Raw genomic sequence first — 14501 nt, 5'->3', positions numbered from 1 at the left:
GAACCAGCATTCGTAAGTAAATTATGATGCTGGTTTTTTTGTGCGTTTGTCATACCTGCGATCTTTTAGGCTTAAATTGCCACGCAGTACGTCGCCATACATCCGAAAATCACTAGCAAAACTCTTTAGCGGAAATTTAAACGAGGCAGGTTTATTTTTTTCAAAGAAAAAATGTCCGACCCAAGCACAAGCATATCCGGCAGCGATTCCTTTTGCTAACGGCTTTACTGAGCCAGTTTTGATTGACTTTGCCAATCCTAACAAGCCAAAGCTGCTACCTGCGAAATGGAGACGGCGACAAGCCATGTTTTGATGCTCGTCTAAATAAAAATCATAAAACGCCTGTTTGGGTGACGCGTTAGTTTTTACCATATCCGTTCTGGTGCTGTTATGGGTATTAGCGGTTTCGGTCGCATTTTTTTCGGTTGTTTGATTCATGCGGTTAGCTTCCTTGCTGGTGGGTTTGTCGACTATCCATCGTCGGCAGTTTTTAGGTAAATAATTGATGGTTTTCGATGTGATTTATAACGATGTAAAAGCAGTAAATAACGGTTTTTTATCACAATATTACGAGCCTTCAATGTAGCAAACCGATATGGCTAACACAAGCGTTAGATGTAGGCTTGGTCATTAGCCTTTGATAGATTGGTTCTACACTTTTGCTATGATTTTACGGCGCTTGCGCGTATTTGGTATAAATGCTTTAATGGAAAAATGGCCCAGATTTGTGTGGCGGCTGCTTTTTCTATACCTGTGATTTTATATCTATGTCGTACCTGATTTTGTTAAACTACACACTCTCTCTAACACGGTGACAACTTGCCTTATGCCTACTGACTATCTTACGAACCCGCCGCTCGGCGATGATGAAATGATGGCAGCCATTGATATTGGTTCCAACAGTTTTCACTTAGCCATTGCCCGTCTTGACCACGGGGAAGTGCGCAAAGTAGTCTCTATGTCTGAAAAGGTACAGCTCGCTGCTGGACTGGATGAGCATAAAATCTTGAGCGAGACAGCCGAACAGCGTGGTCTGGATTGTTTGAGTCGGTTTGTGGCGCGCTTGGATTCTGTACCGCCAGAGCGTATTCGTGTGGTTGCGACCAACGCCTTGCGCCAAGCCAAAAATGCCAATCATTTTATTTCTCGTGCCAATAAGATTTTGCCCAAACCCATTGAGATTATCGCTGGTCGCGAAGAGGCACGATTGATTTATTTGGGCGTCTCGCATACCAATGAGAGTAGCGACAAGCGCTTGGTCATTGATATCGGTGGTGGCTCGACAGAATTTATCATCGGTCAAGAATTTGATCCGCTATTGACTGAAAGCTTACAAATGGGCTGTGTTGCATTTACACAGAAGTACTTTGCTGATGGCCTTATTACCAAAGAGGCTTTTAACAATGCGATTTCAGGCGCGCGCAAAGAAGTACTAGCAATCAATGGTCGTTACCAAAAGACCGGCTGGAGCAGTGTGGTCGGCTCAAGTGGCACGATCAAAGCGGTGCGTAACGTCCTTGTGTCCAAAGGCTGGGCCGATGAGCAAGAACGCATTACTTATAAAGGCGTCAAAAAATTAGAGCGATTGCTACTTAAGATTGGCAATATTGATGATATCGAGTTAGAAGGCGTCAAAGACCACCGTAAAGCCGTATTTCCGGCAGGGGTAGCAGTGTTGCGTGCGGTGATGAAGGTACTAGGCGTTGAAACCATTACCTACTCAGATGGGGCGTTACGTGAAGGCGTGATGTATGACATGCTTGGGCGTTTTGCGAGCGAAGATGTACGTGACCGCAGTGTGCTTGCGCTAATCAAGCGTTATTCAGGCGACAAGAAGCAAGCCAAGCAAGTGGTAAAAACCAGTCGTAACCTGTTTGAGCAAGTAAAAGATAAGCTTGCCTTAACAAGCGATGACTGTGACTTACTCAGACGTGCGGCGTTTTTGCATGAGATTGGCCTTGCGATCAGTCATAGCAGTTATCATAAGCACAGCGCCTATTTGCTTGAGTATTCTGATATTCCAGGGTTCTCGCAAGTGGATCAAAAGCGTATGGCGCAGTTGATGCTCAACCATCGTCGCAAGCTCAAAGCCGATATGTTCGAGCAGACCTGTCAGATTGGAGGAAACCAGCTCGTCTATCTGTGCTTGCTATTGCGTCTTGCTGTACTCGCGCATCATAGCCGTAGTGATTATAAACTGCCAGAGCTGGAATTAAAGGTCATCAGTGATAGCGACTGGCAAATCACAGTTGCTGATAGCAGTGAGCATTATGCGTTTTTGGTTGCTGATTTGCGCACAGAGATTGAACAGTTTGCCAAATGGGGCGTACAGCTTAACGTGATGGAGACGCAGGAGGCTGAGCCGTTACCATTGTCAGTATCGAGTTAAAGATTAACGTAACAAAAGCAGTGTTGTCGATAATGTCATGCCATATAAGATGTGCTACTATAGCCTCTACTCAGTTTACAACTGTACTTTCATTATCTGAACACCGATAACGATATTATTCTTAAACATAAATACATTAAGTATAATGATTAAAGGGAAGCGTCTATGAGCACTGTCTGGGATAGTGTGCAGCTTGCACGACATGCCAAGCGTCCATTATTTATGGACTATGTTAATCAGCTTTTTACTGAATTTGACGAGTTGCACGGCGATCGTGCTTTTGCCGATGACAAAGCCATTTTGGGCGGTCTGGCACGGTTCAATGATCAACCTGTAATGGTCATCGGTCAGCATCGTGGTCGCAGTACTCGTGAGCGTATCGAGCATAATTTTGGTATGGCCAACCCTGAAGGCTATCGCAAAGTGATTCGCTTGGTCAAAATGGCCGAGCGCTTCAATATTCCTGTGATGACCTTTGTCGATACTCAAGGTGCCTATCCTGGTGTTGGCGCAGAAGAGCGCGGTCAAGCGCAAGCGATTGCAGAAAGCATCGCGGTATTCTCTAGCCTAAAAGTTCCTATCATTGTCACCATTATCGGTGAAGGTGGCTCAGGTGGTGCATTGGCAATTGGCGTTGGTGATAAAGTCAACATGCTACAAAACAGCATTTATTCGGTCATCTCTCCTGAAGGCTGTGCTTCTATCTTATGGAAAACCGCTGAAAAAGCACCAGACGCCAGTGAAGCACTGAAGTTAAACGCCATTAATCTATATCAAATGGGTTTGATCGATGCCGTCATCGATGAAGGTGAAGGCGCACATGTACAGCCACAACCAGTGATGAACGCACTAAAGGCATTGATTAGTGAACAGCTCGATGAAATCAAAGATTTGGATCCTCAAGAGCGTTGTGAGCAACGCTACGAAAAACTAAAGACGTTTAACTCAGAAGTGATGTTGCCTGCTTAATGCAAAGCATGTGCTAAGCTTTTTATATTAGAGACTGAGTCTTAATGTTAAGATAAAACGTGTCATTCAATGACGCGTTTTTTTATGTCTATTAATTTGCTCATGAATTTATTTATCTAAAACTAAGGCTGATTATGACTAGCAGTGCCATCCTCACGCATCCTATTAGACCAGTCAACGATTTGCCGATTGATGAGACGTTGGCAGATGCATTATTGGATAGCATGTCGGACTATAGTGAGCAATTGCATGGTCGTCGTCTATGGCTGGCTTGCAGTGGTGGGCGTGATTCATTGGCGCTCGCGGCGCTGTGTGTACAGCTTTATCGACAAGGGCGATTGCCCTGTTTACCGCAGCTTTTACATGTTGATCATGGTTTGCAAGCCGATAGTCAGCATTGGGCAACGCATGTCGCTGATTGGGCTAAGATACAGCAGATACCTTGTCGTATCCTAAGAGCACAAGTGACAGGTCATGACGAGCAAGCAGCGCGTCAAGCCCGCTATAACGTCATGCGTGCGCATATCAATCAAGACGATGTATTGCTATTAGGGCATCACGCCGATGACCAAGCCGAAACGGTGTTAATGCGCTTGATCCAAGGCGCTGGGGTTAATGGTCTGTCAGGCATGCAGCCATGGCGAGTACAAACCCAGCATGGGCGACGCAATGTATTATGGCGGCCTTGGCTTACGGTAAGGCGCGCCACGATTAGTACTTATGCCAAGCGCTTAGCATTGCCTTATATCGATGATCCGACTAATGATAGCGGCGACAACGTACGTAGCGGACTGCGCCGCGATATCATGCCAGTACTGGCGGCTTATAATCCCAATGTCATCGATAATATTGCTCGCAGTGCGCAGCTATTAGGCGATGCGCAAGCCACTGTCAATGCTCAAGCTGAGCAAGATATGCAGCAGACAGCTGATGAAAATCTACAGCTACCAGCAGCACAGCGCGTGCTCAATATCGATGCATTGCAAGCATTACCTCTGTATCGCCAGCGGCAACTACTTCATCATTGGCTGGGACAAGATGAGCCATTACCGCCTGCTAAGCAGCTCGTCGATGACGTATGCAACCTCACTCAGCGTAGCGACCATGATCACCAAACTGAGCTGTTTTGGCAAGGTCGCACGTACTCTTATACCGTTCGCCGCTATCGTCAGCAGATTTATCGTTTTAGCAGCGAATGGTTGTCTTGGTTAGATAGACCAATGATAGAGCAGAAGCAGCCATTGTCTCGTCTGAATTTGATGGAGAATGATTCCGCTAGTCATAATGTGGCATCACTTACCCTGCGTTACAGTGAAGGCTATATCTGGCAGTTGCAAGTGTATCCAGATGCGCTGGTAATACTGATAGAAAGTCATATAGATGAGACAGCATTTGATGCAGTATTAAAGATAAAGCCATTAGCTCGCAAACAGCGTGTGCAGACGGCATTGGCGACGCGTCCACAAGCGGGCAAAAAGCTGTATCAAACCCTTGGTATTCCATTATGGCTGCGAGAAAGCTTGGTTGTGGTCAGCGTAGTGTTGCTAGATAAAGAACACGCTAAAAATGAGATACCCATCCTATTATTATCGCCTTTTAACAGTTGGGTATTGAAAAATAACTTTTCGATCAGTATCAAAAATCTAGGTAGTGATATCGATGATGTTTTTAAGAATGTTCTAAGACAAGCTGAGTAGATGAGTTGAAACTATTTAGGTAGTTGAAGGATTTGTATTTTTTATCATTTTAATATCTATTATTTTGGTGTTTTCATATATCTCCTCGTGACGCTCTGCACTCTGCTCAAAGCCGTGTTTTTCATAAAAGTTAATGGCGTTGGTATTGGTGTCCAAAACCCATAGATGAAAACGAGCCGCGGCATTAGCGGCTGTTATATCTTGCAATGATACTTTCATAAGTGCGCTGCCCATACCTTGATGTTGATAAGTAGGTAAAATATATAGCGTGGTGATTTCATAAAGGTTATTTTGAGAATAGTAGCCGATAAAACCTACGATGGTATTACCGTCCTGTGCTACCCAAACCTCTACTTCGGGTTGACGCAATATCTGCTCCCACATGGCTGTTTTTTTAGCCAAGTTATTCATCTCATTGATATAAGAGATGGGTAAAAGGTCTAAGTAAGTATCATGCCAACTGTGGACATGTACTTTTGCAATATCTGAGCAGTCTTTTTGAACGGCTTTACGAATAAAAAACATATTTGACACCTCAAAATATTTTATAAAGATTATTTCTCAATCTAACAGCTAAACCATGTCATAGTCGACGTCAGTTGCGCGTTTTAATTAGGTTTACTACCGTTGTAGACGGCAGGAATTTATCAAACGATACTCGGAGCAGTATGATAAACTGAGTGTCGTTTTATATATCAGTATGTTACGTTGAATACTTTTAAATTTTGTGACTAGGAGACAAGTATGTCGGTATTAGATAATAAGAAAATCAGTTTTATTGGTGGCGGAAACATGGCGCAAGCGCTTATTAGCGGGCTTGTGGGCTGCGGCATCGAACCAAACCTCATCACGGTCGCCGATCCTAGCAGCGATATTCGTGAGCAACTAGCGGCTAAAGGGCTAAACACTGTTGATCCAATGGCGGATGCCAAATCTGCTGTGGTCGGTGCTGATATCGTGGTATTGGCAGTAAAACCACAAATGATGAAAGTGGTGGTTGGTGCTTTTGCTGATGCATTGGACAATCAGTTGGTCATCTCGGTTGCCGCAGGTCTGTCAACTGACCTATTGTCTAGCATGCTGGGCGGTTATAGTAATATCGTGCGCGCCATGCCAAACACGCCTTCGATGATTCAGATGGGTGCGACTGGCCTCTACGGTACAGATAATATCTCAGCCGAACAAAAAGCGTTGGCAACTGCGGTGATGGAAGCGTCAGGATTGGTTATGTGGGTCGATAACGAAGAACATATGCATGCTGTTACTGCCGTGTCAGGCTCAGCGCCAGCTTACATGTTTTACTTCATCGAATCGATGGTCGATAAAGGCATTGCGCTAGGACTAGATACAGAGCAGGCGTCTGCACTGGCACTACAAACCATGATAGGTGCGGCAAAAATGGCGATGAATAGTGAAGATGCGCCTGCTGAATTGCGCCGCAAAGTGACGTCTCCAAACGGTACCACTCAAGCAGCCGTTGAATCCATGCAAGCCAATGAGATTGGTCGCCAAATCGGTGAAGCGATGCAAGCTTGTTATGATCGTAGCCAAGCGCTGAGTGAAGAGATGAGTAAATAGTTATTGATTAGCAATTAGTAATTAATAAGTAACGACACAAAAAGTAAGTCAGGCTAAATAGCTGACCTACATTGCATGATGATTCGCATCTGATAATGACAGTTGTCATCCTAAAATCTGTCAACAATGTCCCATTGAGTAGCCCTTCATGAACAACATGTTATTTCAAGTTTTTGATCTGGTCACCACATTCGCTATGATGCTGGTGTTTATTCGTTTTATGCTGCAATTTGCAGGGATGGATGCGCGCAACCCGATGATTGCACCTGCCTATAAAGCGACCCATATCGTCGATGTGTTTGGGCGTATCTTCCCAACGGTCGGACAGGGACGTATTAGCATTGCGGCTATCGTTCTGATGTTTTTGATTCGTCTGATTGACATCTCTGGAAAAGCAGCATTGACGCATCAAGGGATTGCCCCTGTGCCGCTATTTTTCACGGGTACGATCAGCTTGGTATTAGACTTTTTACGCATGTGTCGCTACTTGGTGATTGGGTCTATTATCGTCAGCTGGATCGTGGTGTTTACCCAATCCCAGCATCCTATTATTGGTATTATCATGAGCTTAGCGGAGCCAATACTAGAGCCGTTTCGTCGTATTACGCCAAACTTAGGGATGCTTGATTTGTCACCGATGGTTGCTTTCTTTGTGTTTTATTTACTTGAGATATTCATTGGTGGGTTAGCCGCAAACTTCATGCCTATGTTGGGTTAAGCGATATTTTGCAACAGTAAATAAACCATGCACATTGTCAGATCTTTGACTAAAAAGGCGCTTTATACTTTATATAGCGCCTTTTTTACGTTTGCTGTTAATGAATGCCTGATAAATATAAAATTACTATCTTATAAACATATCAGGCGCGCACAAAGCGATTGGGTATCAATTGAGCTTCAGTATCTTCAGGATGCGGTATGTCAGCCGCGCGCAATGTCTGGGTAATCCAATTATCTGCGGATTTTACCGCATCAATCAAATCATCTTCCATCGCCAAACGCCCAGCGATAAAGCTGGCAAGCGAACATCCTGAGCCGTGAAATTCACCCTCTAGGCGCAGTAAGGTACTCTTATGTATCATCTCTCCTTTTATATATAAATACTGCTCGATATCACCGCTATCAAAATCATGAGAGGTTTTTACCAACACCGCATGAGCGCCTTGCGCGCATAGTTTTTTTGCACCAACATGCAAGTCTTGCTCGCCGCTGAGCGCGCGCAGTTCATGCGTATTGGGTGTAATCAAGGTGGCGTAGGGTAGCAGCTGCCTAAACGCGCGCACCAGCGTCTTCTCATCGCCCAAGCTGCCACCACTATTGGCGACCAATACAGGGTCTAAGACAAAAGGCGTACCGTCAGCGATAATGCCCTCAGCAAACAAACGGGTCAACATCGCAATATTGTCAGTGGTACCGAGCATGCCTGATTTAATGGCTTTAACAGGCAGATCGTCAAGCACTGCAGTGGCTTGAGCTTTCACTAACGTTGCCGCACACGCTTCAAAACCAAATACTTGCTGTGAGCTTTGGATCGTGACTGCTGTACAAGCAATGGCAGCATGCGCCCCAGATTGACCGATGGCTTCGATATCCGCTTGTAATCCAGCGCCGCCTGAGGGATCCAATCCTGAAAAACACAGTACGACAGGTCGCATAACCGCTCCTTTGAGGTATTTTATAATAAGTGATAAATACTATAGCCACCTACTGTCAAAAAATCTATCTCAGTATGGTGTTTGTGAATCGAGCATCAGTGACTAGCATGAATACGTTTTATCCAAAGAATCATGATAGCTGCGATAGCTCGCTATAATCTATGTTAGTTTTCAGCATTAAAAGGTGAAAAAAGCATTTATATCGATAATTATGAGAAAAGCTGGATTAAATCGGTAGACAAGGCTTGCAATTCGTTTTGGCTTTGCTATAATACTCGCCCACGGCATAAGACGTATTGTTAGCATCAATACCGTGTTTATAGATTTTTTATAGATGTCTTAAATCGTTAGGTGAAGTGGGTGAGTGGCTGAAACCAGTTCCCTGCTAAGGAACCATACGTGTAAGCGTATCGAGGGTTCGAATCCCTCCTTCACCGCCATTTATTCAGTTATTATTAGAGTAGTAACGCAGTATATTGCGTTAAACATTCTTAATAATTAAATCAAAAAATATTTTGTTTTTAATTAAAAAAGATGTTGACACAACCGATATTATCTATATAATAGCCAACCTAATTTACTGAAATTGTTGTTAACAACTCGGTAAATGATTTGCAAAGTACGCGCTTGTAGCTCAGTTGGATAGAGCACTTGGCTACGAACTAAGGGGTCGGGAGTTCGAATCTCTCCAAGCGCACCATTTGCATAATCAACTAAATCAATCGCCTGTCTTATGATAATTGGCGATTTTTTTATGTCTGCAATTTTTGTTATCTAGCATTGCTTTTTATTTAGTGACTTCAAAGGTTTTGGTTTCGTGATTTTATATTGACCAAATCATAGCTATCCTATGTGATTAGACAGTCATTTAGGATAATGTACGATAGACCAGTCATTTACGGTACAATAGCGTTACTATTCACTGCTTGCTATGAGCTCGTACCATGTCAAAAAGTTCCTCTAAACGCCCGTCAATGTCTATTAGCAAATCAAAGCCGCAACCGAGCGCTTTTGCACAGCAAAATCCTAATGAAGAGCCCACCATTGCCAAACCCATGGTTCGTGTCGTGGCTATCCTTTATGATGGCATGTTGATTTTGGCATTGTTATTTTTGGTGGGTACAATCCTGACCGTAGTTGGCACGCTGCTAACGATGGAGACGGGTACCGAGTCTTCACAGGCTCAGTCACTACCGCTTTGGTATCAAAACGCCATTATGACGCCGTCGTTTGTGCTGACACTGGTGGCATTCTATGGGATCTTTTGGCGCCGTGGTGGTCAGACATTGGGGATGCAAACGTGGCGATTGAAAACCATAAATGATGCTGGTCAGTGGCTCACGTGGGGACAGTCGTTTAAGCGTATCTTGGCCGCTTGTCTGATGCCGTTACTCTTTGGCATTATCGGTAGTCTTATTGATGGGTCACGCGCCGCCTTATTGGCCAGCGCGTTTCTTGGGTTGGTATTCAACTATGTTTTTTGTCTGTTTAACCCTCGCGGTCTCGCAGTACAGGATATGCTATCCAACACCATTACCCTAAAAATGCCAAAAGTAGCACATGAAGGGTTATGGCGTGGCTTTAAGAATCGTAAGAAAAAGTCTTAGGATTATAAAATAGCCAGTAATGCTCAAAACATACAGAAGTGAAAATTATATACTAACGCTTTGAATCAGCCATGCAGTATAACCGACAAAGAAAAGTACCAACGTAGCGCCCGACGTACGACCGAACTGGCGCTTCGTGGTAAAGGCAAACACACACAGAGCAACGAGTAATACCGTCAGTAGCCCCATTGCCATCACATCGCGCGATAAAATCACCGGATCAACAGAGATAGGGGCAATGACCGTTGCTAGGCCTACGACCGCCAAGGTATTAAAAACATTCGAACCAATGATATTACCTAGTGCCATATCGTGTTCGCCTTTACGCGCTGCTGACAAGCTTGATACCAGCTCAGGCAGTGATGTACCAACCGCAACAATCGTCAAGCCAATGATGAGCTCGCTGAGACCCCAGAGCGTTGCCAATTCAACAGCTCCCCAGACGATCGCCCGCGAGCTGATTACCAGCATCAGCATACCGAGTAGCAAGCTACCAAGTCCACGCGCTATGCTTAGCTCTATCTCATCTGAATCCGCACTATCAGCAATATCATCTTCGTGCTCATGATAGCCTTCACGAATGCTTAGCACGATCTGTAGCCCCAATACGGCAAACAATAACACCAGTAATACGAGACCATCCGCTTGGCTCAACATGCCATCACGTAGCTGCCATGCAGCGATGGCGGTGATTAAGAGTAGTAGCGGCAGGTCACGCTTTACGATGCCCTTACGGATGATAATAGGACTAATCAATACGGTTGCGCCGAGTACTAAAGCAATATTAATAATATTAGAGCCATAAGCATTGCCCAAAGCCAGCTCAGGGCTACCTTCTAGCGCTGCTAATACTGACACCACCATTTCAGGCGCTGATGTACCGATACCTAATATCAAAACACCGATTAGGAAACTCGGTACACGAAACTTTTTTGCCAGTGCTGTCGCCCCATCAATAAAGACATCGGCACTCCAAACCAAAATTGCTAACCCAATCAGTATTGCAATCACTGCCAACCACATCGGTATGTTTCCTTATATATGATGAAAAATATGAGTTTAATAGAGAAAAATGGCATAAAAAAAGCCGAATCTTGATTTAGATTCAGCTTTCCTCTTAGCATCGAGATTTTTAGTAATAATAGCAGTTAATTCAAAGATGTAACTTTGTGTTTATCTTAAATTTACCAAAACCTCACCATCCTGTCATATTAAGCAACTTGTACAGGAATGATATTTGCTGTGTCTTTAACTGTGTTGTCTTCGTTACAATAGACCAGTTTTGGCTGATACGTCGATGCTTCAACTTCATCAAAATGCGCGTAAGCACAAATAATGACGATATCACCCAAATCTGCCATATGAGCCGCAGCACCATTTAATGAGATAATACCAGAGCCCGCCTCAGCACGGATAGCATAGGTGCGAAAGCGCTTGCCATTGGTCACATTATAGATATCGATAGATTCATTTTCACGTAGACCAGCAAGGTCAAGTAGATCACCATCGATACCGCATGAGCCTTCATAATGAAGCTCAGCATGGGTAACGCGAGCACGATGTAATTTGCATTTAAGCATATTAAGTAGCATAGGTTGCTTCCTTAGCGTAACTGATATTAAATAACTAAATCAAAAGGTTAATGGGGACAAAACTACCAAAATAAAAGGTCGTTATCATAAAGCCGCGATATTATTCAGGTAATTTAAAGCCATTGATTTGTGAACGTGCTTTTTCGATATCACCATCTAGCAATAGTGGTAGCGCGTCAAAAGCCGCCGTTAATGCGCTATCAATGGCGATTTGCTCATCGGGAGACGCTTTTGAGAGGACATGTCCACTGACTTTAGATTTGTGACCAGGATGGCCAATACCCACACGCAGACGATGAAAGTCATTACCGATATGCGGCGTAATATCACGCAGGCCATTGTGACCACCGTGACCACCATCGGTTTTGAGCTTAATGCTACCGGCGGGAATATCGAGCTCATCATGAGCAATCAATAACTCGTCGTTTTTGATGCCATAAAAATTTACCATAGGCACGACTGACTGACCAGATTTATTCATAAACGTCAGAGGCATAAGTAAACGCACATCAGAGCCATGAATGTGCCCACGTCCTGTCACCCCATGAAATTTTTTGTCAGGGGAGAGCGTAATGTTGAACTGCTGAGCCAAATGATGGACAAACCAAAATCCGGCATTATGACGCGTAAACATATACTGCTGACCAGGATTACCAAGACCGACAATAAGCTTTATGGCCATAAAAACACCCTGCTTAAATTTGATAAATAAGGATAAGGTTTGAAATATTGATAGATAGTATGTTCTCAAACCTTACTTACAAAAACAGCAGGAGATTTCAAATCACCTGCTGTCTTCTTAACTAAACGAGTCTGTTACTAGGTAGCACAAAATAAATCGCTACCTAGACATAGTATATTACTCGTCGTCTTTGCTTTCTTCAGCATCAGCGTCGTCGTTTTGCTCAGTTGCTGGTACTTCATCAGCATCAACGTCGTCAGCATCTTCGTCAACTTCTTCAACCGTTGGTGGCTGCATGTTAACGATAGTACGGTCATGACCGTCTTCTAGCTCAAGCTCATGAATCACAACGCCTTCAGGAAGTTTGATGTCTGATAGACGGAACAAATCACCGATTTCCATACCAGATACATCTACTTCTAGATATTCAGGTAACTGTGATGGTAAGCAGATAACTTCGATATCAGATACTAGGGTAGATAGTACACCAGCAGCAGCAGTACCTGGCGCTTCTTCACGACCAACAAAATGCACAGGAACGTTCATGTGGATTTTTTGACCTTTTACAACGCGCTGGAAGTCAGCATGCATTGGGAAGCCTTTAGCAGGATGACGCTGCAAGTCTTTGATAACGGCTTGATGCTCGGTACCGTCAACATTGATAGTCAAGATGTGTGAGAAAAATGCTTCAAACTCAAGTGCTTTTACTAGCTCGTTGATTTTGATAGAGATCGCTGTTGGCTCTTCATTACCACCATAGATGATAGCAGGAACTAGGTTCTGCTTACGTAGGCGGCGGCTCGCACCTTTACCTTGGGTTTCAGCAGAACGATCAGTAGCGTTTAGTTCAAAATGATTATTGCTCATGGATATAATCCTATAAAAAGAATGATGAAGTGTCTGGTCATAAAAAAGTGGATTTGCGACCAATCCACTAATACGTGATGAGAGCTAATATCTATCGTTGCGTATAAATGACACAACTATCGATGTTAGCTATTTGCTTATAACAATGATTTTTATAATAAAAATTACCATAATAGCCATTATTGTTCAGCATGATCAGCACTTTTGATAATGCTAACCTGATTGAATAAAACAAAAGGTCAGCACAGGCGCGCATTATACGGGATTTTGTAGTAATAATAAAGACCTACGCAAAAGGCCTACATAAAAATAGCGCCAAGTACTGATACTTGACGCTATTATTTTTATTACTAAATTTTTATTGTCACCACAATGCTATTAAAATTTATAGCAATGACTGTCTCATATTAGGCATCAAACATCGCACTAATAGATTCTTCATTATTAATACGGCGTAAGCTTTCAGCAAGCATCGGCGCGATACTGACCTGACGGATTTTGCTACACGCTTTTGCTTCAGCAGATAATGGAATCGTATCGGTCACAACAACTTCGTCTAGCGCAGATTCGCTGATGTTCTTGAGTGCATTACCCGATAGGACAGGGTGAGTGATGTATGCTAAGACGCGGCGTGCACCATTGGCTTTCAATGCTTCAGCTGCTTTACATAGCGTACCTGCGGTATCGACCATGTCATCAACGATCACGCAATCACGGTCACGAACATCACCGATGATGTGCATGACTTGTGACTCATTGGCACGCGCACGGCGCTTATCAATAATCGCCATGTCGGTATCGCCTAACTGCTTGGCCATTGCACGGGCACGAACCACACCACCAACATCAGGTGAAACAACCATGATATTGTCATAATCTTGTTTTTGTAGGTCGTTTAGGAGTACTGGCGTGCCGTAGATGTTATCTACAGGGATATCAAAGAAACCCTGAATCTGATCTGAGTGCAAATCAACAGTCATTACGCGATCAATACTAACGATGTTAAGCATGTCTGCGACGACTTTGGCCGAGATAGGTACACGAGCTGAACGCGGGCGACGATCCTGACGAGCATAACCAAAATATGGCATGACAGCTGTGATACGACCAGCACTAGAGCGACGCAAGGCGTCCGCCATCATCATGATTTCCATCAAGTTGTCGTTAGTCGGTGCACAAGTAGGCTGCATGATAAACACATCTTTACCACGTACGTGTTCTTTGATTTCCACGGCAATTTCGCCATCAGAAAAACGCGTGATGTCAGCTTTACCAAGAGGTATATGAAGATGATCGGCTACGGTTTTTGCTAATTCTGGGTGGGCATTACCCGTAAAAATCGCCAAATAAGGCATGACAGAAGTCCTATTGATTGACTCAAGCAGCGACCGCTAAGCAGTGACAAACTGCTCAAATTAAGAAAAGAGTGGTGAAAAAGACTGAAGACTACTATTACAGTAAAAAA

Annotated in this window: 14 protein-coding genes and 2 tRNA genes; 8 read left to right on the top strand and 8 right to left on the bottom strand. The window is 43.8% G+C overall.

The window, feature by feature from the left end:
• Positions 1-21: 21 nt before the first annotated feature.
• On the bottom strand, positions 22-372 hold the full coding sequence (locus QO189_RS04075) for an Mpo1-like protein (RefSeq protein ID WP_371531789.1): 351 nt from the start codon (positions 370-372) through the stop codon (positions 22-24).
• A 454-nt stretch (positions 373-826) separates the two neighbouring features.
• Between QO189_RS04075 and ppx the strand changes: the two genes are divergently transcribed.
• From ppx to tilS, 3 genes are all read left to right on the top strand, one after another.
• Entirely contained in the window at positions 827-2389 is a 1563-nt protein-coding gene (gene ppx / locus QO189_RS04070) for an exopolyphosphatase (protein ID WP_371531633.1), read from the top strand.
• Between the two features lie 165 nt (positions 2390-2554).
• Positions 2555-3358, top strand: coding sequence for an acetyl-CoA carboxylase carboxyltransferase subunit alpha (locus QO189_RS04065; protein WP_371531632.1), 804 nt, complete (start codon positions 2555-2557; stop codon positions 3356-3358).
• A 134-nt stretch (positions 3359-3492) separates the two neighbouring features.
• On the top strand, positions 3493-5055 hold the full coding sequence (tilS, locus tag QO189_RS04060) for a tRNA lysidine(34) synthetase TilS (protein ID WP_371531631.1): 1563 nt from the start codon (positions 3493-3495) through the stop codon (positions 5053-5055).
• A 15-nt stretch (positions 5056-5070) separates the two neighbouring features.
• On the opposite strand, the gene QO189_RS04055 is transcribed toward tilS, so the two are convergent.
• The gene (locus QO189_RS04055) at positions 5071-5580 is read right to left on the bottom strand and encodes an N-acetyltransferase family protein (protein WP_371531630.1); all 510 of its coding nucleotides are present in this window, start codon (positions 5578-5580) and stop codon (positions 5071-5073) included.
• A 219-nt stretch (positions 5581-5799) separates the two neighbouring features.
• Between QO189_RS04055 and proC the strand changes: the two genes are divergently transcribed.
• Together proC and QO189_RS04045 are read left to right on the top strand one after the other, a co-directional pair.
• On the top strand, positions 5800-6633 hold the full coding sequence (proC, locus tag QO189_RS04050) for a pyrroline-5-carboxylate reductase (protein ID WP_238036133.1): 834 nt from the start codon (positions 5800-5802) through the stop codon (positions 6631-6633).
• Positions 6634-6781: 148 nt separating this feature from the next.
• On the top strand, positions 6782-7351 hold the full coding sequence (locus QO189_RS04045; RefSeq protein WP_075105771.1) for a YggT family protein: 570 nt from the start codon (positions 6782-6784) through the stop codon (positions 7349-7351).
• 142 nt (positions 7352-7493) lie between these two features.
• Here the strand turns inward: QO189_RS04045 and QO189_RS04040 are convergent, their stop codons facing one another.
• Entirely contained in the window at positions 7494-8288 is a 795-nt protein-coding gene (locus tag QO189_RS04040) for a hydroxymethylpyrimidine/phosphomethylpyrimidine kinase (protein WP_371531629.1), read from the bottom strand.
• 350 nt (positions 8289-8638) lie between these two features.
• Between QO189_RS04040 and QO189_RS04035 the strand changes: the two genes are divergently transcribed.
• The 3 genes from QO189_RS04035 to QO189_RS04025 all read left to right on the top strand — a co-directional run bounded on the left by QO189_RS04035 (position 8639) and on the right by QO189_RS04025 (position 9895).
• Positions 8639-8728: transfer RNA gene (locus tag QO189_RS04035), tRNA-Ser, on the top strand.
• Between the two features lie 183 nt (positions 8729-8911).
• Positions 8912-8988, top strand: a tRNA-Arg gene (locus tag QO189_RS04030).
• Between the two features lie 244 nt (positions 8989-9232).
• Positions 9233-9895: an RDD family protein gene (locus QO189_RS04025; RefSeq protein ID WP_371531628.1), complete on the top strand. Its 663-nt coding sequence runs from the start codon at positions 9233-9235 to the stop codon at positions 9893-9895.
• Between the two features lie 45 nt (positions 9896-9940).
• Here the strand turns inward: QO189_RS04025 and QO189_RS04020 are convergent, their stop codons facing one another.
• From QO189_RS04020 to QO189_RS04000, 5 genes are all read right to left on the bottom strand, one after another.
• A complete protein-coding gene (locus tag QO189_RS04020; RefSeq protein WP_371531627.1) occupies positions 9941-10918 on the bottom strand; it encodes a calcium/sodium antiporter in 978 nt (325 codons plus the stop codon).
• Positions 10919-11106: 188 nt separating this feature from the next.
• Entirely contained in the window at positions 11107-11487 is a 381-nt protein-coding gene (gene panD / locus QO189_RS04015; protein ID WP_010196068.1) for an aspartate 1-decarboxylase, read from the bottom strand.
• Positions 11488-11587: 100 nt separating this feature from the next.
• Positions 11588-12169 carry an aminoacyl-tRNA hydrolase gene (gene pth / locus QO189_RS04010; protein WP_093067285.1) on the bottom strand — a complete coding sequence of 194 codons (582 nt, stop codon included), beginning with the start codon at positions 12167-12169 and terminating at the stop codon, positions 11588-11590.
• A gap of 177 nt (positions 12170-12346) precedes the next feature.
• Positions 12347-13036 (bottom strand): 50S ribosomal protein L25/general stress protein Ctc, encoded by a 690-nt coding sequence (locus QO189_RS04005; RefSeq protein WP_238036141.1) that lies wholly within the window; start codon positions 13034-13036, stop codon positions 12347-12349.
• A 407-nt stretch (positions 13037-13443) separates the two neighbouring features.
• Positions 13444-14391 (bottom strand): ribose-phosphate pyrophosphokinase, encoded by a 948-nt coding sequence (locus QO189_RS04000; RefSeq protein ID WP_371531626.1) that lies wholly within the window; start codon positions 14389-14391, stop codon positions 13444-13446.
• Between the last annotated feature and the right edge of the window lie 110 nt (positions 14392-14501).

This window comes from Psychrobacter sp. Arc29, from assembly GCF_041431175.1.
GTDB lineage: Bacteria > Pseudomonadota > Gammaproteobacteria > Pseudomonadales > Moraxellaceae > Psychrobacter.
The sequence above is the reverse complement of the archived record's forward strand: the minus strand, read 5'-3'. Positions and strand labels throughout refer to the sequence as shown.

Bases quoted from the DNA above. Each gene is read 5' to 3' on its own strand.
- QO189_RS04075 (WP_371531789.1), bottom strand. From the start codon at position 372: ATGGTAAAAACTAACGCGTCACCCAAACAGGCGTTTTATGATTTTTAT.
- ppx (WP_371531633.1), top strand. From the start codon at position 827: ATGCCTACTGACTATCTTACGAACCCGCCGCTCGGCGATGATGAAATG.
- QO189_RS04065 (WP_371531632.1), top strand. From the start codon at position 2,555: ATGAGCACTGTCTGGGATAGTGTGCAGCTTGCACGACATGCCAAGCGT.
- tilS (WP_371531631.1), top strand. From the start codon at position 3,493: ATGACTAGCAGTGCCATCCTCACGCATCCTATTAGACCAGTCAACGAT.
- QO189_RS04055 (WP_371531630.1), bottom strand. From the start codon at position 5,580: ATGTTTTTTATTCGTAAAGCCGTTCAAAAAGACTGCTCAGATATTGCA.
- proC (WP_238036133.1), top strand. From the start codon at position 5,800: ATGTCGGTATTAGATAATAAGAAAATCAGTTTTATTGGTGGCGGAAAC.
- QO189_RS04045 (WP_075105771.1), top strand. From the start codon at position 6,782: ATGAACAACATGTTATTTCAAGTTTTTGATCTGGTCACCACATTCGCT.
- QO189_RS04040 (WP_371531629.1), bottom strand. From the start codon at position 8,288: ATGCGACCTGTCGTACTGTGTTTTTCAGGATTGGATCCCTCAGGCGGC.
- QO189_RS04025 (WP_371531628.1), top strand. From the start codon at position 9,233: ATGTCAAAAAGTTCCTCTAAACGCCCGTCAATGTCTATTAGCAAATCA.
- QO189_RS04020 (WP_371531627.1), bottom strand. From the start codon at position 10,918: ATGTGGTTGGCAGTGATTGCAATACTGATTGGGTTAGCAATTTTGGTT.
- panD (WP_010196068.1), bottom strand. From the start codon at position 11,487: ATGCTACTTAATATGCTTAAATGCAAATTACATCGTGCTCGCGTTACC.
- pth (WP_093067285.1), bottom strand. From the start codon at position 12,169: ATGGCCATAAAGCTTATTGTCGGTCTTGGTAATCCTGGTCAGCAGTAT.
- QO189_RS04005 (WP_238036141.1), bottom strand. From the start codon at position 13,036: ATGAGCAATAATCATTTTGAACTAAACGCTACTGATCGTTCTGCTGAA.
- QO189_RS04000 (WP_371531626.1), bottom strand. From the start codon at position 14,391: ATGCCTTATTTGGCGATTTTTACGGGTAATGCCCACCCAGAATTAGCA.